The sequence below is a fragment of the Duganella sp. CT11-25 genome, assembly GCF_047302815.1.
Classification (GTDB): Bacteria; Pseudomonadota; Gammaproteobacteria; order Burkholderiales; family Burkholderiaceae_D; genus Rugamonas.
The window spans coordinates 4441747-4462211 of sequence record NZ_JBKBFD010000001.1 but is presented as its reverse complement, the minus strand read 5'-3'; the positions used below and the strand labels follow the sequence as shown (position 1 = coordinate 4462211).

The window sequence follows — 20465 nt, the reverse complement described above, 5'->3', positions numbered from 1 at the left end:
AATCAACATGCTTATGCTGCCTGCGCGGCGGCCAGCGCCCCATCTTTTTCCTGCGCGGCGACGGCGGCCGGGCGGCCTTGGACGCGGGCGACGTAGTCGGCGATTTCCTGGCGCTTGGGTAGCAGATCGAAAGCGCTCATCCAGCCCAGCGATGCGCCCCACAGCACATCCACCGCCGTGAACTTCTCGCCGAGCAGATACGGGCCTTTGGACAACTGCGACATCATGGTGCTGAACATTTCATCGAAGGTGCCGTAGCCGCAGGCGGTTTTATCGGCCGGCTCGCGCTTCATCCATTGATCGATGATGGCCGGCTCGAAGCAGCTGCCGTAGAACGCCATCCAGCGCAGATACGGGCCGCGCTCCGGGTCGCCCAGCGGCGGCGCCAGCTCGGCATCCGGGAACAGGTCGGCCAGGTACAAATAGATCGCCACCTGCTCGGTGATGATGGCGTCGCCGTGGCGGACGGCCGGCACCTTGCCCATCGGGTTGACGGCCAGGTAGGCGGCTTCGCGGTTCTCGCCCTTCTTCATGTTCATCACGTGCAGCTCGTAGGGCGCATGCAATTCTTCCAGCAAAGTCATCACGCCGGTGGAACGGGAATACGGGCAGTGGTACAGCGTCAGTTGCGGTGTCATGTGTTTCTCCTGTCAGTGGTGAAGAAAGGCCAAGATAACTCTTGCTATGATGAGGGTCTTGTAAAAACGCGAACACGATATGACGGACCGTTACAAAGGCGTGGTCAATCCCGAGGCTGTCGGCAAGGTGTTCCGCCTGGAGCGCTACCTGCCGGAAGCGGACCTGGCGCCGTTCATCGAATACTTCTGGCTGGTCGCATGGACCTTGCCGGACGGCGTCACGCACGTGCAGCGCACCCTGCCCTCGCCCTGCATCCACCTGGTGTTCGACACCGGCCGCACGGCGGTCTTCGGGGTGATGACGGGCTCGTTTGAATATACGCTGAAAAACAGCGGCCGCGTGCTTGGCGTGCGCTTCCGGCCCGGCGCGTTTCGCGGCTTCCTCAAGCAGCCGGTGCAATCGATCACGGACCAGGAACTGAAGCTGTCGCAGCTGTTCGACTGCGACGACGAGGCCGCCGAGCGCAGCGTGATGTCGGCGCCGGACGACGCCGGCATGGTGGCCGCCGCCAGCGCCCTGTTGCGCACAGCGCTGCCGGCGCCGGATCCGGAAACCGAACGCATCGCCGGCATCCTGCAGACCATCCAGCAGCATCCCGACCTCACCCAGGTGCAACAGCTGGCCGACCACACCGGCATCGGCGTGCGGCGGCTGCAGATCCTGTTCAAGGAATACGTGGGCGCCACGCCCAAATGGGTGATACGCCGCAACCGCCTGCTCGACGCGGCCGACCAGCTGTCGCACGGCAGCGATGTCGACCTCGCCAGCCTGGCGCAGGCATTGGGCTATTACGACCAATCCCACTTCACCACCGATTTTGAAAAACTGGTCGGCAAGCCGCCGGCCGATTACCGCCGCAGTTGCAAGGAGCATGCATGAGCCGTCGTTTCAAACAGGTGGACGTCTTCACCACCGTCCCGTTCAAAGGCAATCCGCTGGCCGTGATCCTCGACGCCGAAGGACTCGGCGACGCGCAGATGCAAGCCATCGCCCGCTGGACCAATTTGTCCGAGACCACCTTCGTGCTGCCGGCCACCGATCCCGCCGCCGATTACCGCGTGCGCATCTTCACGACCCAGGAGGAATTCCCGTTTGCCGGCCATCCGACGCTGGGCACCGCGCACGCGCTGCTGGAGGCGGGCCTGCGGCCGAAAACGCCCGGCGTGCTGATACAGGAATGCGGCGTCGGCCTGGTGCCGGTGCGCGTCGCCGACAACGGCGGCCTGGCGTTTCGCGCGCCGCAAGCCAAGCTCGACGCGCTGGACACGGATCTGCTGCCACTGTTGCGCGCCACGCTGGGATCGGATGCGCTGGCGGAAGGCCAGCCGCCGGTCGTGGTCAACATGGGCATCTGCTGGCTGGTGGTGCGGCTGGCGACGGCGGCCGACTGCCTGGCGCTGTCGCCGAACGCCGCCGCGCTGGACGAGCTGATGAAACGCACCGCCAGCAATGGCGTCGCGGTTTACGGCCCGCATCCGGCTGGCGGGCCTGCGGACTACGAGGTGCGGGCGCTGTTCCTGGAAAACGGCATACAGATTGAAGACCCGGTCACCGGCAGCGCCAACGCCTGCATCGCGCGCCTGCTGCCGTCCGGCCTGAACTACACCGCGCGCCAAGGCACGGCGCTGGGGCGCGATGGCCGCGTCGCCGTCACCTACGTCGACGGCGAACCGTGGATAGGCGGAAACGTGGTCACCGTTATCGACGGCACAATGAAAGGCTGACCATTGACGGCAAGCCCGGCCGGTGAGACACTGGCCGTCCCCATCATCCACAGGAGAATAAAAAATGCGCCAAGTAGACATTGCCCTCCTGTCGGCTGCCTGATCACGTCGGGACTCCCTCTGTAGTGTGTTGATCCGCGCGTCCTCGCGCAGCTGACTTCCCGTATTCGCCGCCCATCGCCTTGTCGCGAAGGGCATCGCTCGCCTTACCGGAACCAGGACACACCACACCATGATCGAGATCGATTTTGAATCGCTGCGCCTTATCGGCCTGACACAAGCTATCGCCAGCCAGCTTCACCTGTTGCACGACGCACCCGCAACCGCCCAGCTGGTGCGCATCACGGAAATCCAGCGCGACTGGCTCACCGTCCACGACGGCCGCGCCGAATTCCGCGCCCGCGCGCTGCCGGCGCTGCATGGCGAAGCGCTGGCCGTCGGCGACTGGGTGCTCAGCACCACGCAGGCGCATGACGAGCGTTGGCTCAGCGCCTTGCTGCCGCCCATCACGCACATCGCCCGGCGCGGCAACGACGGCCGGCATCACAGCCTGGTCAGCAATGTCGACACCGCCCTGCTGGTGATGGGGCTGGACCACGACTTCAATCCGCGCCGGCTGGAACGCTACCTCGCCATCGTGAAGACGGCCGGCGTGGATCCAGTGGTAGTGCTGAGCAAGGCCGACATCGGCGACGATGTGGCGGCGCGCATGGCGCTGCTGCGGCAGCGGCTGCCCGCCAGCATTCCGCTGTTGGCCGTGAACACGCTCGGCGAGGACGCGGCCGCGCAACTGTCGCCGTGGCTGGGCGCCGGGCAGACGCTGGTGTTGCTGGGCTCCTCGGGCGCCGGCAAGTCCTCGCTGACCAACACGCTGACGCAGGCCGGCCAACAGACCGGCGGCGTGCGCAAAGGGGATGGCCGCGGCCGGCACACGACGACCTCGCGCTCGCTGCATCCATGTCCCGGCGGCGCCTGCATCATCGACACGCCCGGCCTGCGCAGCTGGCAGCCCGACGCCGACGAAGCCAGCTTGACGGCCGCCTTCGACGACATCGACGCGCTGGCGGCGCAATGCCAGTTCCGCGACTGCCGCCATGCCGGCGAACCCGGCTGCGCGGTGCGCGGCGCGGTCGATGAAGACCGCCTGCAGAACTACCACAAGCTCATACGCGAAGCCCGCCGCAGCCAGCAAACCCCGCTGGACCGCATCGCCGAAGTCGCAAAATGGAAAGTCATGCAACGCGCCGCCACCGCCCGCTCGAAGGACAAAACCGGCCGGCGATAAGATCTGAGAACGCCGTCCTGACCGTGGTCTTGCACGCCGCCGAAACATAGCGAATATTTGACACCGCATCAAATCGACTATACTCAATCCAGGTAACGTCATTTCATGTTTACCGTCGTCGAAACGCCATTATTTCAAAGCCGCTGGCCTCTGTACTGGAGCGAGGAAGAGCGTGGGGTATTCGCCGCATTTATCTCCTCAAATCCAAATGCAGGGGACGTGGTGCCAGCAACCGGTGGGATACGCAAAGTCCGCTGGGGCCGTGCAGGCTCCGGCAAGTCAGGCGGGGTAAGAGTCATTTACTTTACGCGCAACGCCGCAGGCGAAGTGATTTTGCTGACGCTTTATGCCAAAGCGGAAACAACCAATCTTTCCGCTGCCAAACTCAAGGAAATTCGCCGTGTCTACGAATAGAAAATTACCTCTGAACGACGAGGAAATTGAGGCCTTTGAAGCGACTTGCAACTTGGCAGATGATTTGCTGCAAGCAGGCAATGAAATGAGAGCGGGGTTGGGGCAAGTAGTCTATTCACCACTGATCGCCGCGCGGGAAAATACTGGACTGACACGGCAGCAATTTGCCGCGTTACTAGGCATTTCCACGCTGACGTTGGAAAGCTGGGAGCAAGACCGCAAGCAACCGATCGGTGCGGTTCGCACATTGATCGCTATCGCTCTCAGCAATCCAGAGGCGTTGATTGCCGTCGCGGCAAAAAATCCGTAGCACTTGCTAGCGGAAGGGCAAATAAAAAAGGCAGCCGAGGCTGCCTTTTTGCTGTGCTGCTGACGCGCTGCTTAGTGCTTGGCGCGGAGTTTGGCGATCGCCGCCAGCTGGCCGATGGCCGCTGCCAGTTCGGCCTGCGCTTTCGCGTAGTCGATACCGGAGGTGTTGTTCGCCAGCGCTTCTTCGGCGCGTCTCTTGGCCGCCGTTGCTTTGGCTTCGTCCAGATCCTTGCCGCGAATCGCGGTATCCGCCAGCACCGTCACGGCGCCCGGCTGCACTTCCAGCAGGCCGCCGGCGACGAAGACAAATTCTTCCTCAGCTTGACCTGGTACCTGGATGCGCACCGCGCCCGGACGGATGCGGGTGATCAGCGGCGTGTGCTTAGGGTAGATCCCCAGCTCGCCCTGCTCGCCCGGCAACGCGACGAATTCGGCTTCGCCCGAGTAGATCAACTCCTCGGCGGAAACCACGTCAACGTGAATAGTGTTTGCCATGTGTGTCCTGTCGGTGTGATGCGGCCCCCCTCACCCGGGGCCGCGCTCGAAACTCAACGATTAGTTGAGCTTCTTGGCTTTTTCGATTGCTTCTTCGATCGTGCCTACCATGTAGAACGCTTGTTCCGGCAGGTGGTCGAGTTCGCCGGAAGCGATCATTTTGAAGCCCTTGATCGTATCTTTCAGCGAAACGTATTTACCAGGCGCGCCGGTGAATACTTCAGCAACGTGGAACGGCTGCGACAGGAAACGCTGCATCTTACGTGCGCGTGCCACCAGCAGCTTGTCTTCCGGCGCCAGTTCGTCCATGCCCAGAATCGCGATAATGTCGCGCAGTTCCTTGTAGCGCTGCAGGGTGCCCTGGACGGCGCGTGCGGTGTCGTAGTGATCCTGGCCGACGACCAGCGGATCCAGCTGACGCGAGGTCGAATCCAGTGGGTCCACCGCAGGGTAGATACCCAGCGAGGCGATGTCACGCGACAGAACGACGGTCGAATCCAGGTGACCGAAGGTGGTCGCTGGCGATGGGTCGGTCAAGTCATCCGCTGGAACGTAGACGGCCTGGATCGAGGTGATCGAACCGGTCTTGGTCGAGGTGATGCGCTCTTGCAGACGGCCCATTTCTTCGGCCAGGGTAGGCTGGTAACCCACTGCGGAAGGCATACGGCCCAGCAGTGCGGATACTTCGGTACCGGCCAGCGTGAAGCGGTAGATGTTGTCGACGAAGAACAGAACGTCCTTGCCTTCGTCACGGAACGCTTCCGCCATGGTCAGGCCGGTCAGCGCGACGCGCAGACGGTTGCCAGGTGGTTCATTCATCTGACCGTAGACCATCGCCACTTTGGAGTTCTCTGGGTTTTCCAGATCGACCACCTTGGCATCGGCCATCTCGTGGTAGAAGTCGTTACCTTCGCGGGTACGCTCGCCCACGCCGGCGAACACGGACAGACCCGAGTGCGCCTTGGCGATGTTGTTGATCAGTTCCATCATGTTCACGGTCTTGCCCACACCCGCGCCACCGAACAGACCGACCTTGCCGCCTTTTGCGAACGGGCAGACCAGGTCAATCACTTTGATGCCGGTTTCCAGCAGGTCCTGCGACGGCGACAGTTCGTCGTATGCAGGAGGCGTGCGGTGGATCGAGGCGATCTGGTCGTGCGCGACCGGGCCGCATTCGTCGATCGGGTTGCCCAGCACGTCCATGATGCGACCCAGGGTAGCTTTACCCACTGGCACCATGATCGGCTTGCCGGTGTTCTGGATCATCATGCCGCGGCGCAGGCCGTCGGACGAACCCAGAGCAATGGTACGGACTACGCCGTCGCCCAGCTGTTGTTGTACTTCCAGGGTCAGCTCGGAGCCTTCCATTTTCAAGGCATCGAATACCTTAGGCATCGCGTTGCGTGGAAACTCAACGTCCACCACAGCGCCGATACACTGAACGATTTTGCCATCAGCCATGTTCGTTCCTTCAAATATAGTTAAATTCGTTTAAACCGCAGCCGCACCGGCGACGATTTCGGAGAGTTCTTTGGTAATCGCAGCTTGGCGGGTCTTGTTGTAGATCAGCTTCAACTCGCCGATCACACTGCCGGCGTTGTCGCTTGCCGACTTCATCGCCACCATACGCGCCGATTGCTCGGACGCCAGGTTTTCCGCCACCGACTGGTACACCAGCGCTTCTACATAGCGCTCCAGCAGCTCATCAATCACGGTCGCGGCATCCGGCTCGTAGATGTAATCCCAGTTGTGATTACCCGCGTCGGCCTGCGTCTTCGCGGCTGGCAGTGGCAACAGTTGCTCCACTACCGGCTCTTGCTTCATCGTGTTGATAAACTTGGTGTAGCACAGGTAGACTGCGTCGACTTCACCGTTCTGGAACTTTTCCAACATGACCTTGACCGGTCCGATCAGCTTTTCCAGGTGCGGCGTGTCGCCGATCTGCGTTACTTGCGCAACGACAGGGACGCCTACGCGATTCAAAAACCCCAAACCTTTGTTACCGATAGCTACCGCGGCGATCTTGTTGCCGGCTGTTTCCAGCTCACGGGTTTTCGACGTCACCATGCGCAGGATATTGGTGTTCATGCCGCCGCACAGACCTTTGTCGGTGGTGACGATGATGAAGCCAGTAGCCTTTGCCGTGTCCTTTTGCTCTGTTGCCAGGAACGGGTGCGTGTATTCCGGATTTGCGGTAGCCAGATTAGCGGCGATATTGCGAATCTTCTCACTGTAGGGACGGGCGGCGCGCATGCGATCCTGCGCTTTGCGCATTTTCGATGCGGCGACCATTTCCATCGCCTTGGTGATCTTCTTCGTATTTTCTACGCTCTTGATCTTGCCACGTATCTCTTTGCCTGCTGCCATGAGTCCTTACTCCTTCTGCGCGGAAGGCGACCCCGGGCCGCAGCCCCGGTCGCCGGTGTGCTTAAAATGCGCCGGATTTCTTGAAGTCCGCAACGGCCGCCGACAGCGCAGCTTCGCCATCCTTGTCCAGTTGCTTCGACGATTCAATCTTGGACAGCAGGTCAGCTTGCTTGGTCTTCAGGTAGGCGTGCAGGCCGGCTTCGAACGGCAGTACCTTCTTGACTGGCACATCATCCAGGAAGCCCTTGTTCACTGCGAACAGCGACGCGGCCATCAGGGAGATCGACAGCGGCGAGTACTGAGCCTGCTTCAGCAGTTCGGTCACGCGGGCGCCGCGGTCCAGCTGCTTGCGGGTCGACTCGTCCAGGTCGGAAGCGAACTGCGCGAACGCAGCCAGCTCACGGTACTGCGCCAAGTCGGTACGGATACCGCCGGACAGGTTTTTGATGACCTTGGTCTGAGCGGCGCCACCGACGCGCGACACCGAGATACCGGCGTTGATCGCAGGACGGATGCCCGAGTTGAACAGCGAGGTTTCCAGGAAGATCTGGCCGTCGGTAATCGAAATCACGTTGGTCGGCACGAAGGCCGACACGTCGCCCGCCTGGGTTTCGATGATCGGCAGCGCGGTCAGCGAACCGGTCTTGCCGGTGACGGCGCCGTTGGTGAAGGCCGACACGTAGTCGGCGTTCACGCGCGCTGCGCGTTCCAGCAGGCGGCTGTGCAGGTAGAACACGTCGCCTGGATACGCTTCGCGGCCTGGTGGGCGGCGCAGCAGCAGCGAGATCTGACGGTAGGCAACTGCTTGCTTCGACAGGTCATCGTAGACGATCAGGGCGTCTTCACCGCGATCGCGGAAGTATTCGCCCATGGTGCAGCCCGAGTACGCCGAGATGTACTGCATCGCTGCCGATTCCGACGCGGTGGCGGCGACGACGATGGTGTACTCCAGCGCGCCGTGTGCTTCCAGCGAACGGACGATGTTCTTGATGGTCGATGCTTTTTGGCCGATTGCAACGTAGATGCAAGTCATGCCCTGGCCTTTTTGGTTGATGATCGCATCAACCGCCACGGCGGACTTACCAGTTTGACGGTCGCCAATGATCAGCTCACGCTGGCCACGGCCAATCGGTACCATCGCGTCGATCGATTTCAGACCGGTCTGCATCGGCTGCGAGACGGACTCGCGGGCGATCACGCCTGGCGCGATCTTTTCGATCGGCGAGGTCAGCTTGGCGTCGACAGGACCTTTGCCGTCGATCGGCTGGCCCAGCGCGTTGACCACACGGCCGCGCAGTTCAGGACCGACCGGCACTTCCAGGATGCGGCCGGTGGTTTTGACCGTGTCGCCTTCCGAGATGTGCTCGTAAGCACCCAGGATCACGGCGCCGACGGAGTCACGCTCCAGGTTCATCGCCAGGCCAAAGGTGTTACCAGGGAATTCCAGCATTTCGCCTTGCATCACGTCCGACAGGCCGTGGATGCGGACGATACCGTCGGCGACGGAAATAACCGTGCCTTGGTTGCGTACTTCAGCGCCGCCATCAAGGCCTTCGATACGGCTCTTGATCAGCTCGCTGATTTCAGATGGGTTGAGTTGCATACTAACTCCTAAAAGTGTTTCTCTCAGCTTGCGCGAGGGGAAGAATCTGTTCTAAGCAGGTCCGCGATATCACGCGGTCAGTGCAACACGCATTTGCTGCAGCTTGGCGCGGACCGAAGTGTCCAGCACTTCATCGCCAACCACCACGCGCACGCCACCGATCAACGCTGGATCCACGGTCACTACCGGGTTCAGCTTGCGGCCGAATTTCTTTTCCAGCGTGGCGACCAGCTCGCTCACCTGAGCCGAGCTCAGGTCGAAAGCGCTGGTGACCACGGCGTCTGCCGCACCTTCCACGGCGTTTTTCAACGCCTGGAATTGCGCGCCGATTTCCGGCAGCAGACTGATGCGGCCGTTTTCGACCAGCATCGCCAGGAAGTTTTTCGCTTCCGGGGTCAAAGGCGACTTCACCAGGGCCGTGATGGCGGCGGTGATATCGCTGGCCGACGCTTTCGGGTTGCGGGCGAATGCTTGCACCTCGGGATGGGCACCGATCTGGGCCAGTTCGGCCACCAGTTCGGCCCATGCCGCGAGGTTGAACGATTCCTTACCTGCTTGGGCTACGCGGAACAAAGCTTCCGCGTAGGGACGGGCGACGGTTGCGTTTTCTGCCATGATTACAGCTCGACAGCCAGGCGCGACAACAGATCGGCGTGGGCCGAGGCGTTGACTTCGCGCTTGAGGATTTGCTCGGCGCCCTTCACAGCCAGGTCAGCCACCTGAGCGCGCAGCGCTTCACGCGCTTTCGACAGTTGCTGATCGGCGTCGGCCTTGGCTTGCGCAATGATGCGGTCCGCTTCGGCTTGTGCATTCGCTTTGATTTCTTCCGCGACCAGTTGCGCGCGCTTTTCAGCGTCGGCAACGCGTTGCGAAGCTTCTTCGCGTGCACCTGCCAGCGCTTCGCTGGCGCGCTTTTCAGCGACGACCATCGCTTGCTGGCCCTGGTCGGCCGCAGCCAGACCGTCAGCGATACGCTTGGCACGCTCATCCAACGCTGCGTTCAGCGATGGAAATACGAACTTCATCGAGACCCAGACCAACACCGCGAAGGTGATCATCTGGCCGATGAGAGACATATTGATGTCCATACCTTTGCTCCTAACTAAAAGTTTCTCCTAGGGTGGAGCGGATTACTGAGCAGCGGACAGAACGGCAGCCAGGAATGGGTTGCTGAAGGTGTACAGCAGAGCAACACCGACGCCGATCATCGAGATCGCATCCAGCAGACCGGCGATAACGAACAGCTTGGTTTGCAGTTGTGGCATCAGTTCTGGCTGACGGGCCGACGCTTCCAGGAATTTGCCGCCCAGAATTGCGAAACCGAGTGCGGTGCCGATAGCGGCCAGGCCGATGATGATTGCGGCGGCCAGAACGGTCATGCTTTGTACTTGTGCGATCAGAGCTTGCATTGAAATTTCTCCTAAGATTTTAAAAAAGACTACAGATACTAAAAAAGTTAAAACTAAGTTGCTTAGTGCTTCTCAACCGCAAGGCTCAGATACACAACAGTCAACGCCATAAACACAAACGCTTGCAGGGTCACCACCAGGATGTGGAAGATAACCCAAGGACCACCCAGCAGCCACTGCGCCCACCATGGCAGCAGAGCGATCAGAATGAACAGCAGCTCGCCGGCATACATATTGCCGAAGAGTCGCAGCGACAGCGACAGTGGCTTAGCCAGCAACTCGATCATCTGGAAGATGAAGTTGACCGGGGCCAGGACGATGGCCATGAAGCCATGCGCGTGGAATGGCGCGGTCAGCAGCTCTTTACCCCAGCCGCCGATACCTTTGGCCTTGATCGAGAAACCAATAATGCACAGCATGACGCCGAACGACATGCCGAAAGTGTGGTTGACGTCCGCGGTCGGCACGACACGCAGCTTGTGGACGCCAAAGTAGCCAAGGATCTTAGGCAGCAGGTCGACCGGCAGGAAGTCCATCGCGTTCATCAGCCAAACCCAGCAGAAGATCGTGATGGCCAGCGGCGCGATCACCTGGCTCTTGGCGTGGAATGCGGAATTGACCACTTCGTTGACCAGCTCCATGACGGCTTCGACGAAGTTTTGCAGCTTGCCCGGTACACCGGCGGTCGCGCGGCGCGACGCCATGTAGAACACACCGAGGAAAATCATGCCCAGAACGGCCGAAACCCAGAACGTGTCCAGGTTGAAGGTGCCGTCCGCCGTTTTCAGGTGCGACAGGTGGTGCTGAATATACTCAATGGAGGTGGGCGCATCGTGTGCCCCTGCAGCGTTTTCTGTGGTCATAAAAGTATTAGATTTTGGTGATTAAATTGCGAGCAGTGAAAACCAGTATGCCAAGGTTGCCACCGCGAAACCCAAGATCAGCCATAACCAAGAGGCCGACTGAAACAGCGCCAGTGCCAAAACAAACAGCACTACCGTGATAAATATTTTCACTACTTCGGCGCGTACATGCGACCGGAAAGCTTTTTTGGCGTCATTTGTTCCGCCCGCAACAATCATCGCGTACATCAGACTCCCGATGACTGCGATTGCTCCGCCATAGGCGGCCGACCAAGCTTTGAGCACTCCACCCAAGTTCCAGGCGAGCAAGGCGAATCCAGTTGCGATGGCTAACTGGAGGGCGACGACTTTAAAAATCGGCCTGGAAATACTCGTCGAATCACTCATCTGGCGAGGCTCCCAAAATGCCGATAAAACCCAAAGACACGGGATTATATGTGTCTTTCATGTATCACGTCAAACATTGCTGCACCGCAGCAGAGCAGAGTGTGCACGAATGAGACGCTTTTAGAAACATTTCAAAGCGCTTTGCACCAACTTGAAGCGAGTTAAGCGTTTTCTGGTTTGTTAACCAATGATCAACAAACCAGAGTATATTACAGGTTCGTTACGCGCGCAGGCGGGCCAGCACGCCGTCCAGGATGTCCAGGTCGGCGAAGTCGATGATCATCTGGCCGCGTCCCTTGGCACCCATCTTGAACACCACCGGGGTCGCCAGCGTATCGGACAACTCTTCTTCCAGCCGCTGGATGTCGCCGGACTTTTCCTTTTGGCGCGCTTCGGCTGGCGGCGCTTTTTGCTCTTCCAGGGTTTTGCTCACCAGTTTCTCGGTTTCGCGTACCGACAGTCGTTTGGCGACCACCATATTGGCCAAGTTGATCTGCGTCGCCGCGTCGACCGCCAACAAGGCGCGGGCGTGGCCCATGTCGATATCGCCGGCCATCAGCATGGTTTGCACCGGGCTGGCCAGGTTCATCAGGCGCAACAGGTTGGACACCGCGCTGCGCGAACGGCCGACGGCCGTGGCCGCCTGCTCGTGCGTGAAACTGAAATCGGTGATCAGGCGATGGATGCCCTGCGCCTCCTCCAGCGGGTTGAGATCCTCGCGCTGCATGTTCTCGATCAGCGCCATCGCGGCGGCGGCCTGGTCGTCCACATCGCGCACCAAAACGGGGAGCACCTCCAGCCCGGCCAATTGCGCAGCGCGGAAACGGCGCTCGCCGGCGATGATCTCGTACTTGGTGGCGCCGGTCAGCTTGTCGGTGCCGACCGGGCGCACCAGGATCGGTTGCATGATGCCCTGGGTCTTGATCGACGCCGCCAGCTCCTGCAGGCCGCCCTCGTCCATGCGCGTACGCGGCTGGTATTTACCGGCCTGCATTTGCGTGACCGGCAATTCGGACGGCGTGTTCGCGTCGGGAGTGTGGATGTCGCCGTCGCCGCCGAGCAGCGCTTCCAGGCCGCGACCCAGGCCTTTGAGTTTTTTAGTTGCCATGATGTTGTGATGCCTTACATTTTCTTGATGCGCTTGACCATCTCGGCGCCGAAGGCGATGTACGCCTGCGCCCCCTTGGAGGTCGGATCGAATGTGACGCCCGGCAGGCCGTAGGACGGCGCTTCGGCCAGTCGCACATTGCGCGGGATGATGGTCTTGAAGACTTTGTCGCCGAAGTGCTGCTCCAGCTGGGCCGACACCTGCTGCGACAAGGTCATGCGCGGATCGAACATCACGCGCAGCAGGCCGATGATCTTCAGGTCGGGATTGAGGTTGGCGTGCACCTTCTTGATGGTGTTGACCAGGTCGGACAAGCCTTCCAGCGCGTAGTACTCGCACTGCATCGGAATGATGACGCCGTGCGCGGCGCACAGGCCGTTCAAGGTCAGCATCGACAACGCCGGCGGACAGTCGATCAGGATGAAGTCGTACTCCTTGTCGACCAGCGCCAGCGCATCCTTGAGGCGGCGCTCGCGGTTGTCCAGCGAGACCATCTCGACTTCGGCGCCGGCCAGCTCGCGGTTGGATGGCAGCACGTCGAACTGACCCGGCTCCGAACGCTGGCGCGCGGTGGCGACGTCGGACTCGCCCAGCATCACCTCATAGGTCGATGCCGGCAGCCCTGCCTTGTTGATGCCCGCGCCCATCGTGGCGTTGCCCTGCGGGTCCAGGTCGACCAGCAATACGCGCTGGTCCAGCTTTGCCAATCCGGCGGCCAGGTTTACCGTTGTGGTAGTCTTACCTACGCCACCCTTTTGATTCGCTACGCAAAAAATTTTCGCCATGTATCTTTTATAGTTGTGCTGCTTAATTATTTATACTATTAAAACGATATAAACGATTTATATAGTTTATACAGAATAAACTGTATATTTCATTTATACCGTTTATTTCATTTATATCGTTTACTTGGTTTCGGCTTTGATGAAAACCAGGTGACGCTCCGCATCCAGTCCTGGCACCTCCAAAGGCTCTAATTTCTGCACTTTCCATGGCTCTGGCAGTCGCTCTCGCTCCTCCGCCGGCGCTGTTCCTTTCAGGGCGATGAATTGCCCGCCCTCCGCCAAAACGTGTCCCGACCAGTTGACGAAGTCGGATAGGTCCGCAAAAGCCCGCGAGGTGATGACGTCGAATTTCGTCTTCACTTCCAGCTGCTCCACCCGCTTGGTGTACACCGTCACGTTGCCCAGTTCGAGCTCCGCTTTCACCTGGTTCAAAAACGCGGTCTTCTTGTGCACCGTGTCGATCATCGACACTTTCATGTCCGGCCGGCTGATCGCCAGCACCATGCCCGGCAATCCGCCCCCCGCTCCCACGTCCAGCACATTCGTCGCGCCAGCGAATGCGGGAACGGCGGCCAGCGAGTCCAGCACGTGCAAGGTCACCATCTGCATGGGATCGCGCACCGAGGTCAGGTTGTACACAGAATTCCACTTGTTCAGCAGCGCCAGGTAGTCCAGCAGTTTCTCCACCTGGCCGTCGTTCAATTCCAACTTCAGATCTTTGATGCCTTGCTTTAGAACATCCGCAATAACGACACGGTCAAACACCTTCATTGAACAGCCTCGTCTTTCTGGTTCACAAAGCCGCCAAAACCGGCCTTCTTCAAATGCACCAGCAACAGCGAAATCGCCGCCGGCGTCACGCCGGAAATGCGCGATGCCTGGCCCAAGGTTTCAGGGCGCTGCGCGTGCAGTTTCTGGCGCACTTCCACCGACAGCGCGGTGATGTCCAGGTAGTTGAACCCTTCCGGCAACTTCAGGTTTTCGTAGTGCTCATGGCGCTCGACTTCCTTGGTCTGGCGGTCGATATAGCCCGAATACTTGAGTTGGATTTCCACCTGTTCGCGCACCGCTTCGTCGCTCACGCCGGGACCGGCCAGCTCGCGGCCATCGATGCCGGACAGGCTCATCAGCTTGTTGTAATCGACGCCCGGACGGGCCAGCAGATTGGCCAACGAGTATTCACGCTCGATCGCCTGGCCGATGACGCGCTCGGATTCGGCGGCTTCCAGGATGCGCGGGTTGACCCAGGTGGAGCGCAGGCGCTCCAGTTCCAGCGCCACGGATTCGCGTTTTTTCTCGAACGCTTCCCACTGCGCATCGCCGACGCAGCCCAGCGTGCGGCCGATTTCGGTCAGGCGCATGTCGGCATTGTCTTCGCGCAGGCTCAGGCGATACTCGGCGCGGCTGGTGAACATGCGGTACGGTTCCATCACGCCTTGCGTGACCAGGTCGTCGACCATCACGCCGAGGTAGGCTTCGGAACGGGCCGGCGTCCACGCCTCGCGGCCCTGGGTTTGCAGCGCCGCGTTGATACCGGCCAGCATGCCCTGGGCTGCCGCTTCTTCGTAACCGGTGGTGCCGTTGATCTGGCCGGCAAAGTACAAGCCGCCGATGGCCTTGGTTTCCAGCGACGCTTTCAGGCCGCGCGGGTCGAAATAGTCGTACTCGATGGCGTAGCCCGGACGCAGGATGTGGGCGTTTTCCATGCCCTTCATCGACCGCACCAGCTCGATCTGCACGTCGAACGGCAGGCTGGTGGAGATGCCGTTTGGATAGAACTCGTTGGTCGTCAGGCCTTCCGGCTCCAGGAAAATCTGGTGCGATTCCTTGGCCGAGAAGCGATGGATCTTGTCTTCGATCGACGGGCAGTAGCGCGGGCCGACGCCTTCGATCACGCCGGTGTACATCGGGCTGCGGTCCAGGCCGGCGCGGATGATGTCGTGGGTCTTGGTGTTGGTGTGCGTGACCCAGCACGGCATCTGCTCGGGGTGCATGGACGCATTGCCCATCACCGAGAATACCGGCACCGGATCGAGGTCGCCCGGCTGCTCGGTCATCAGCGAAAAGTCGATGCTGCGGCCGTCGATGCGCGGCGGCGTGCCGGTCTTCAGGCGGCCCTGCGGCAGCTTCAACTCCTTCAAGCGGGCCGACAGCGAGATCGCCGGCGGGTCGCCGGCGCGGCCGGCCGAGTAGTTCTGCAGGCCGACGTGGATCTTACCGTCGAGGAAAGTACCGGCGGTCAGCACCACGGCCGGCGCCAAAAACTTCAGGCCGATCTGGGTGACGGCGCCGACCACGCGCTCGCCCTCCACCATCAAGTCGTCGACGGCCTGCTGGAACAGCCACAGGTTGGGCTGGTTTTCCAGGCGCGAACGGATCGCTTGCTTGTACAGGATGCGGTCGGCCTGGGCGCGGGTGGCGCGCACGGCCGGGCCCTTGGAGGAATTCAGGATACGGAACTGGATGCCCGACTCATCGGTGGCGATGGCCATGGCGCCGCCCATGGCGTCGACTTCCTTGACCAGATGGCCTTTGCCGATACCGCCGATGGATGGATTGCACGACATCTGGCCCAGCGTCTCAATGTTGTGGGTGAGCAGCAAAGTCTTCTGTCCCATGCGGGCGGAAGCGAGGGCCGCCTCGGTACCGGCGTGACCACCGCCGACAACGATGACGTCGAAATTAGTTGGAAATAACATGATTGGAATGGTTTAAAGCGAAGGGATCAAGGTCAGATTATAGAGTCTTTTTACTGCTGCGACTTTTTTAAGCAAAAAAATATCAGCAATTGTTCCACGTGAAACATTGAAAAAGGGGAGCCGAAGCTCCCCTTTTTTTTGTTCCACGTGAAACAATATCGTCAACGCAACCATGCATCGTAGCCAGTCTTGACGATCAAGACAGACACCACGACCAAGAACAGTTTGCGCACAAATCCGCTGCCGTGCTTCATCGCCAGGCGCGAGCCGATCAAGGAGCCAGCGATCTGGCATACCGCCATCGTCAGGCCCAGCTGCCAGATCAGGTGGCCGCTGTAGCCGAACCAGACCAGCGCCGCGAAGTTGCAGGCCACGTTGACGATCTTGGCCACGGCCGAGGCGCCGAGGAAGTCGAAGCCGAAGATGCGCACGAACAGGAACACCAGGAAGCTGCCGGTGCCCGGGCCGAAGAAGCCGTCGTAGAAGCCGATGCCGGCGCCGATCAGTAGCGCCAGCGTCTGCTCTTTGGCGCCCGAGTGGATGGGCGCGTGGACGCTGCCGAAGTCCTTCCTGGCGAAGGTGTAGATGGCGACGACGATCAGCACCAGCGGCAGCGCCCCGCGCAGGAAGTCCGGCGATACCTTGGTCACGGTGTAGGCGCCGAAAAAGGCGAAGATCAGCGCGGCGAACGCGGCCGGCGCGGCGACGCTCCAGGCGATGGCGACGCGGCGGGCGTAGCTGACGGCGGCCACGCCGGTGCCGAAGATGCTGGCCAGTTTGTTGGTGCCGACCAGCGTGGCGGGCGCCATGTTGGGAAACACCGTGAACATCGCCGGCAACTGTATCAGTCCCCCGCCCCCAACCACCGCATCCACCAACCCCGCGGCGAACGCCGCTATCGCCAACACCAGATAATCCATCGCCCCGCCATCCCAACTTCTGTGTAAAGGCTACATTGTACGGAAGAAATTCGTACAAGCTCATGCGCATCCTGCATGACCGGCGGTCCGGCTTGAGGTAAGCTTTCACGTGAAATCCACCACTAGCGGAAGCAGCCATGAACGATTTCCCAGCGTTTGCATTCAGCACCGTCGCCCACATCGTCTCCGAACTGGGCGCCGCCGGGCGGCTGGGCGAGCACATCGCCCAGCGTTTCCCGGGCGCCCGCCGCGCCCTGCTCGTCACCGATCCGGGCTTCCTGAAGACCGGACTGGTGGACGCGCCCGCCGCCAGCCTGCGCGCCGCCGGACTGGCGGTCGAGGTGTATTCCAAGGTGGTGGCGGACCCGCCGGAGCAGATCGTGCTGGAAGCCGTCGACGCCGCGCGCGCGCACCGGACCGACATCGTCATCGGCTTGGGCGGCGGCAGCTCGATGGACGTGGCCAAGCTGATCGCCGTGCTGGCCGCCAGCGATCAAGCGCTCAGCGCGATCTACGGCATCGGCAATGTGCAGGGCGCGCGGTTGCCGCTGGTGCAGATTCCGACCACCGCCGGCACCGGTTCGGAGGTCACCAACATCGCCATCGTGACGACCGGGGCTACCACAAAAATGGGCGTCGTCGCGCCGCAACTCTATGCCGATCTGGCATTGCTGGACGCGGAACTGACCCTGGGCCTGCCGCCGATGGTGACGGCCGCGACCGGCATCGATGCGATGGTGCATGCGATCGAGGCCTATACCAGCCGCCATAAGAAGAACCCGCTGTCGGATATCCTGGCCCGCAAGGCGCTCGGGCTGCTGTCGGCCAGCCTGATCCCGGCCTGCGAGAACGGCAAGAACCTGGCGGCCCGGCAGGGCATGCTGCTCGGCGCGATGCTGGCCGGGCAGGCGTTTTCCAACGCGCCGGTGGCGGCGGTGCATGCGCTGGCTTACCCGATAGGCGGCATATTCCACGTGCCGCACGGGCTGTCGAATTCGCTGGTGCTGCCGCACGTGCTGCGCTTCAACGCGCCGGAGGCGGCCGGGCTGTATGCGGAACTGGCGGAGATCGTGGTGCCGGCGGCCAGCGGCGGCGCCGAGGCGAGGGCGGAAGCGCTGGTTGTTGCGATGCAACAAATCGCCATCATCACGGGAATCGAGCGGACCTTGCAGCAGGTCGGCATCAAGGAAACGGACCTGGACCGGCTGGCCGACGGCGCCATGCTCCAGACCCGTTTGCTGGGAAATAACCCGCGCACCGTGACACGCGACGATGCGCGGGCGATCTACGCCGCAGCCCTATAGCGGGATATCCACCGTCGTGCCGGTCACGGTGATGGTGTTGCCCGCAGCCGGCGTGGCGGCGATAGGCGGCACATTGGCGATGGTGATCGGCGTCGTGTTATCCACCCGCGTGACGGTCCGCACCACTTGCGACGGCGGCAGCGGCGTGGCCGAACTGCGCAGGTTGGCCAGCATCGCATCCAGCGCCCGGAACAGGTACACATGCAGCGGCACGATGTTGGCCGGCAGCGTATTGCTGAACAAATCGAAGTGGTTGGCATTGGTCACCTCGATGTAGCGCAGCTTGCTCGCATTACCCTCCACCGACGCGTTCAAGCCCAGGTAGGCGCGCGAAGCGAAGTTCACCGGGATCAGCGTGTCGCTGCGGCCGTGCACGATGATGGCCGGCTTGCCGTGCAGGTTGCCGGTCGCAGCCACCTCCGCCACACCCGCCCTGACCCGCGTGCTCTGCGCCGCCAGCGCCGCGCTCAGCGCCCCACCGTTGACCGGATCGATGCCCGTCGCCAGCGCGCGCAGGCACAGGAATCCGTCCAGCGACTGGTCCGCCACACCGCTGCTTGGGGACACGCCGAAGTTGTATGCCTTGGCGCCGCCCACCGAATCCTCATATATGACGCTGCCGATAATGCCGTTCTGCGTGGCGAAGCTGCTCGCTTTTTGAGCAGCGGTGAACGCCACCGGCAAGCCGGCCGCATCGCTGGGCGCGAACGACAAACCACATACCTTGTCCGACGCCGCGAACTTGCCGTAGGCATTCGCATACGTCACGGCGACCAGGATGTTGGTGCCCGCATGCAGCGCCTGCAGCACATCCGAATCCGGCAGCCAGCCGTAGGCCTTGAGCCGGGCCTTGGCGTCGTCCTGCTGCGCCGTCAGATTCGCGCCGCTCAGCAAGCCCTTGGCCGCCAGCGCCGTGCAGCGTCCCGGCGCGGCCGCCGTCGACGCGATGCATGGCTGGTACAGCGCCGCGTAGGTCGCATAGTCGAACAGCGTCTTGCCCTGCCCCGTGACGTTGGCCGCGCCCTGACGCACCGTGTAGCCGGTCGCGGTCTTGGGCTGGACCTGCGGCTCGGTCGCGGCCACGCCGCTGATCAAGCCCTTGGTATCCTGCTCCGCCGCCAGCAAGGCCGAACCGGCGCCGTTGGAAATGCTGGAGGCGATGGTGATCGTATTCTTCGGCGTCAGCACCACGACGCGGCTCTTGTTGTCCTTTGCCAAGGTGCCGTACTTTTCGTTGAGCACATAGAACGCAAACTCCACCGACTGCAGCGTGACCTTGCCCCAGTCCTTTTCCGGGTTCTGCTGCGAGTACGCATGCTTGAACGACACCCGGCTCGGCGACGCGGCGGCAAACGCGGCGCGCTGGGCATCGGTCAATCCCGGCGGCGCGAAATTGGCGTTCTTGCCGGCCGCTGCACGCGTGGCGCGCACGCCGTTCTGCAGGTTCACCGTGTCGTCGTCAAAAGCATAGAGGCCGTTGCCGCTGCCCTTGTCGTTGTAGGCGACCGCGCAATTGTTCTTCAGGCCCCATTCGCCCGCGCTGCCGATGGCGCCATACACGCCGCGCGAGCCGCTCGACGTGCCGGTGACGATGCAGGGATTGTTCACGTCGAAGCCGGCCGGCACCTGCACCATCAAGGTCACGTTCTGGTTGCCGCTGCCGTCGTCGCTGTAGGCGATGTACTCGGTGCCGGCGATCTTGCCCTCGCCTGTCCCGGCCACGCCCTTGGCGTCCACGTTGGGCCCGTACAGCGTGCCGTAGCCGCTGTTGGCGACGATATCCAGCACCGCCCGGTAGTTGGCGTGGATGGCGTTGCGGCGCAGCTCGGCGGCGGTGGGATTGGCCGGGTCGGCGTAGGCCGGCGTGGCGCCTGCCAGCCCGGTCTTGCCCAGGCCGGCCGTCAGCAGATCGTCGCTGGCGCCGTCGTAGGTCTTGCTGCTGATCGTGCCCAGATAGCTCGGCAACTGGTTCAGGTCTTCCGTCTTGTCGTGCTCGTTGGAGCCGCAGGCGGTGAGCGCGATGCCAGCCAGCGCCAGCACGATGGTTCTTGTTTGCATGTCATCCTCTTTCTTCCAGAAGTCTCAAAAGTGACGGACGGACGAAACCACTCCGGCCGGCGGCCAGACAAAGTTACTACCCATTGAAAAAGAACG

22 protein-coding genes are annotated in these 20465 nt (G+C 61.6%); 6 read left to right on the top strand and 16 right to left on the bottom strand.

The window, feature by feature from the left end:
- Positions 1 to 11 precede the first annotated feature (11 nt).
- The gene (locus ACEN9F_RS19065) at positions 12 to 638 is read right to left on the bottom strand and encodes a glutathione S-transferase family protein (RefSeq protein WP_413422277.1); all 627 of its coding nucleotides are present in this window, start codon (positions 636 to 638) and stop codon (positions 12 to 14) included.
- A 79-nt stretch (positions 639 to 717) separates the two neighbouring features.
- Between ACEN9F_RS19065 and ACEN9F_RS19060 the strand changes: the two genes are divergently transcribed.
- From ACEN9F_RS19060 to ACEN9F_RS19040, 5 genes are all read left to right on the top strand, one after another.
- Positions 718 to 1518: an AraC family transcriptional regulator gene (locus ACEN9F_RS19060; RefSeq protein ID WP_413422275.1), complete on the top strand. Its 801-nt coding sequence runs from the start codon at positions 718 to 720 to the stop codon at positions 1516 to 1518.
- Complete coding sequence (locus tag ACEN9F_RS19055; RefSeq protein WP_413422273.1) at positions 1515 to 2363, top strand: PhzF family phenazine biosynthesis protein; 849 nt, start codon at positions 1515 to 1517, stop codon at positions 2361 to 2363. Before ACEN9F_RS19060 ends, ACEN9F_RS19055 begins: the two co-directional genes overlap by 4 nt.
- Before the next feature lie 232 nt (positions 2364 to 2595).
- Positions 2596 to 3648, top strand: a complete 1053-nt coding sequence (gene rsgA / locus ACEN9F_RS19050) for a ribosome small subunit-dependent GTPase A (protein ID WP_413422271.1) — start codon at positions 2596 to 2598, stop codon at positions 3646 to 3648.
- Between the two features lie 105 nt (positions 3649 to 3753).
- The gene (locus ACEN9F_RS19045) at positions 3754 to 4062 is read left to right on the top strand and encodes a type II toxin-antitoxin system RelE/ParE family toxin (protein ID WP_413422269.1); all 309 of its coding nucleotides are present in this window, start codon (positions 3754 to 3756) and stop codon (positions 4060 to 4062) included.
- Positions 4049 to 4372, top strand: a complete 324-nt coding sequence (locus tag ACEN9F_RS19040; RefSeq protein WP_413422267.1) for a helix-turn-helix domain-containing protein — start codon at positions 4049 to 4051, stop codon at positions 4370 to 4372. Before ACEN9F_RS19045 ends, ACEN9F_RS19040 begins: the two co-directional genes overlap by 14 nt.
- A gap of 71 nt (positions 4373 to 4443) precedes the next feature.
- On the opposite strand, the gene ACEN9F_RS19035 is transcribed toward ACEN9F_RS19040, so the two are convergent.
- The 14 genes from ACEN9F_RS19035 to ACEN9F_RS18970 all read right to left on the bottom strand — a co-directional run bounded on the left by ACEN9F_RS19035 (position 4444) and on the right by ACEN9F_RS18970 (position 17007).
- Positions 4444 to 4866: a F0F1 ATP synthase subunit epsilon gene (locus ACEN9F_RS19035; RefSeq protein WP_413422265.1), complete on the bottom strand. Its 423-nt coding sequence runs from the start codon at positions 4864 to 4866 to the stop codon at positions 4444 to 4446.
- 60 nt (positions 4867 to 4926) lie between these two features.
- Positions 4927 to 6327, bottom strand: coding sequence for a F0F1 ATP synthase subunit beta (atpD, locus tag ACEN9F_RS19030; protein WP_413422263.1), 1401 nt, complete (start codon positions 6325 to 6327; stop codon positions 4927 to 4929).
- Between the two features lie 30 nt (positions 6328 to 6357).
- The gene (atpG, locus tag ACEN9F_RS19025) at positions 6358 to 7233 is read right to left on the bottom strand and encodes a F0F1 ATP synthase subunit gamma (RefSeq protein ID WP_413422261.1); all 876 of its coding nucleotides are present in this window, start codon (positions 7231 to 7233) and stop codon (positions 6358 to 6360) included.
- A gap of 61 nt (positions 7234 to 7294) precedes the next feature.
- Positions 7295 to 8836, bottom strand: a complete 1542-nt coding sequence (gene atpA, locus ACEN9F_RS19020; protein ID WP_413422259.1) for a F0F1 ATP synthase subunit alpha — start codon at positions 8834 to 8836, stop codon at positions 7295 to 7297.
- A 69-nt stretch (positions 8837 to 8905) separates the two neighbouring features.
- Positions 8906 to 9451 carry a F0F1 ATP synthase subunit delta gene (locus ACEN9F_RS19015; protein WP_413422258.1) on the bottom strand — a complete coding sequence of 182 codons (546 nt, stop codon included), beginning with the start codon at positions 9449 to 9451 and terminating at the stop codon, positions 8906 to 8908.
- A gap of 2 nt (positions 9452 to 9453) precedes the next feature.
- A complete protein-coding gene (locus ACEN9F_RS19010; protein WP_413422256.1) occupies positions 9454 to 9924 on the bottom strand; it encodes a F0F1 ATP synthase subunit B in 471 nt (156 codons plus the stop codon).
- A 42-nt stretch (positions 9925 to 9966) separates the two neighbouring features.
- Positions 9967 to 10233, bottom strand: a complete 267-nt coding sequence (gene atpE, locus ACEN9F_RS19005) for a F0F1 ATP synthase subunit C (RefSeq protein ID WP_371857200.1) — start codon at positions 10231 to 10233, stop codon at positions 9967 to 9969.
- 74 nt (positions 10234 to 10307) lie between these two features.
- Positions 10308 to 11108 (bottom strand): F0F1 ATP synthase subunit A, encoded by an 801-nt coding sequence (gene atpB / locus ACEN9F_RS19000; protein WP_413422254.1) that lies wholly within the window; start codon positions 11106 to 11108, stop codon positions 10308 to 10310.
- Positions 11109 to 11129: 21 nt separating this feature from the next.
- On the bottom strand, positions 11130 to 11495 hold the full coding sequence (locus tag ACEN9F_RS18995) for an ATP synthase subunit I (RefSeq protein ID WP_413422252.1): 366 nt from the start codon (positions 11493 to 11495) through the stop codon (positions 11130 to 11132).
- Between the two features lie 220 nt (positions 11496 to 11715).
- Positions 11716 to 12603 carry a ParB/RepB/Spo0J family partition protein gene (locus tag ACEN9F_RS18990; RefSeq protein ID WP_413422250.1) on the bottom strand — a complete coding sequence of 296 codons (888 nt, stop codon included), beginning with the start codon at positions 12601 to 12603 and terminating at the stop codon, positions 11716 to 11718.
- Positions 12604 to 12617: 14 nt separating this feature from the next.
- Positions 12618 to 13388, bottom strand: a complete 771-nt coding sequence (locus ACEN9F_RS18985) for a ParA family protein (RefSeq protein ID WP_413422248.1) — start codon at positions 13386 to 13388, stop codon at positions 12618 to 12620.
- 120 nt (positions 13389 to 13508) lie between these two features.
- A complete protein-coding gene (gene rsmG, locus ACEN9F_RS18980; RefSeq protein WP_413422246.1) occupies positions 13509 to 14159 on the bottom strand; it encodes a 16S rRNA (guanine(527)-N(7))-methyltransferase RsmG in 651 nt (216 codons plus the stop codon).
- Positions 14156 to 16087 carry a tRNA uridine-5-carboxymethylaminomethyl(34) synthesis enzyme MnmG gene (gene mnmG / locus ACEN9F_RS18975; protein WP_413422244.1) on the bottom strand — a complete coding sequence of 644 codons (1932 nt, stop codon included), beginning with the start codon at positions 16085 to 16087 and terminating at the stop codon, positions 14156 to 14158. The genes rsmG and mnmG overlap by 4 nt, the downstream gene beginning before the upstream one ends.
- A gap of 161 nt (positions 16088 to 16248) precedes the next feature.
- Entirely contained in the window at positions 16249 to 17007 is a 759-nt protein-coding gene (locus ACEN9F_RS18970) for a TSUP family transporter (protein ID WP_413422242.1), read from the bottom strand.
- A 137-nt stretch (positions 17008 to 17144) separates the two neighbouring features.
- Here ACEN9F_RS18970 and ACEN9F_RS18965 point away from each other — a divergent pair, with 137 nt between their 5' ends.
- Positions 17145 to 18311, top strand: coding sequence for an iron-containing alcohol dehydrogenase (locus ACEN9F_RS18965; RefSeq protein ID WP_413422240.1), 1167 nt, complete (start codon positions 17145 to 17147; stop codon positions 18309 to 18311).
- Here the strand turns inward: ACEN9F_RS18965 and ACEN9F_RS18960 are convergent.
- Complete coding sequence (locus tag ACEN9F_RS18960; protein WP_413422238.1) at positions 18306 to 20369, bottom strand: 3-hydroxybutyrate oligomer hydrolase family protein; 2064 nt, start codon at positions 20367 to 20369, stop codon at positions 18306 to 18308. The genes ACEN9F_RS18965 and ACEN9F_RS18960 overlap by 6 nt on opposite strands.
- Between the last annotated feature and the right edge of the window lie 96 nt (positions 20370 to 20465).

Coding starts and splice junctions, on each gene's coding strand:
- ACEN9F_RS19010 (WP_413422256.1), bottom strand. CDS start 9,924: ATGGACATCAATATGTCTCTCATCGGCCAGATGATCACCTTCGCGGTG.
- atpD (WP_413422263.1), bottom strand. CDS start 6,327: ATGGCTGATGGCAAAATCGTTCAGTGTATCGGCGCTGTGGTGGACGTT.
- rsmG (WP_413422246.1), bottom strand. CDS start 14,159: ATGAAGGTGTTTGACCGTGTCGTTATTGCGGATGTTCTAAAGCAAGGC.
- ACEN9F_RS18995 (WP_413422252.1), bottom strand. CDS start 11,495: ATGAGTGATTCGACGAGTATTTCCAGGCCGATTTTTAAAGTCGTCGCC.
- ACEN9F_RS19035 (WP_413422265.1), bottom strand. CDS start 4,866: ATGGCAAACACTATTCACGTTGACGTGGTTTCCGCCGAGGAGTTGATC.
- rsgA (WP_413422271.1), top strand. CDS start 2,596: ATGATCGAGATCGATTTTGAATCGCTGCGCCTTATCGGCCTGACACAA.
- ACEN9F_RS19015 (WP_413422258.1), bottom strand. CDS start 9,451: ATGGCAGAAAACGCAACCGTCGCCCGTCCCTACGCGGAAGCTTTGTTC.
- ACEN9F_RS19055 (WP_413422273.1), top strand. CDS start 1,515: ATGAGCCGTCGTTTCAAACAGGTGGACGTCTTCACCACCGTCCCGTTC.
- ACEN9F_RS18960 (WP_413422238.1), bottom strand. CDS start 20,369: ATGCAAACAAGAACCATCGTGCTGGCGCTGGCTGGCATCGCGCTCACC.
- ACEN9F_RS19065 (WP_413422277.1), bottom strand. CDS start 638: ATGACACCGCAACTGACGCTGTACCACTGCCCGTATTCCCGTTCCACC.
- ACEN9F_RS18990 (WP_413422250.1), bottom strand. CDS start 12,603: ATGGCAACTAAAAAACTCAAAGGCCTGGGTCGCGGCCTGGAAGCGCTG.
- mnmG (WP_413422244.1), bottom strand. CDS start 16,087: ATGTTATTTCCAACTAATTTCGACGTCATCGTTGTCGGCGGTGGTCAC.
- ACEN9F_RS19060 (WP_413422275.1), top strand. CDS start 718: ATGACGGACCGTTACAAAGGCGTGGTCAATCCCGAGGCTGTCGGCAAG.
- ACEN9F_RS18985 (WP_413422248.1), bottom strand. CDS start 13,388: ATGGCGAAAATTTTTTGCGTAGCGAATCAAAAGGGTGGCGTAGGTAAG.
- ACEN9F_RS19045 (WP_413422269.1), top strand. CDS start 3,754: ATGTTTACCGTCGTCGAAACGCCATTATTTCAAAGCCGCTGGCCTCTG.
- ACEN9F_RS18970 (WP_413422242.1), bottom strand. CDS start 17,007: ATGGATTATCTGGTGTTGGCGATAGCGGCGTTCGCCGCGGGGTTGGTG.
- ACEN9F_RS18965 (WP_413422240.1), top strand. CDS start 17,145: ATGAACGATTTCCCAGCGTTTGCATTCAGCACCGTCGCCCACATCGTC.
- atpG (WP_413422261.1), bottom strand. CDS start 7,233: ATGGCAGCAGGCAAAGAGATACGTGGCAAGATCAAGAGCGTAGAAAAT.
- atpA (WP_413422259.1), bottom strand. CDS start 8,836: ATGCAACTCAACCCATCTGAAATCAGCGAGCTGATCAAGAGCCGTATC.
- atpB (WP_413422254.1), bottom strand. CDS start 11,108: ATGACCACAGAAAACGCTGCAGGGGCACACGATGCGCCCACCTCCATT.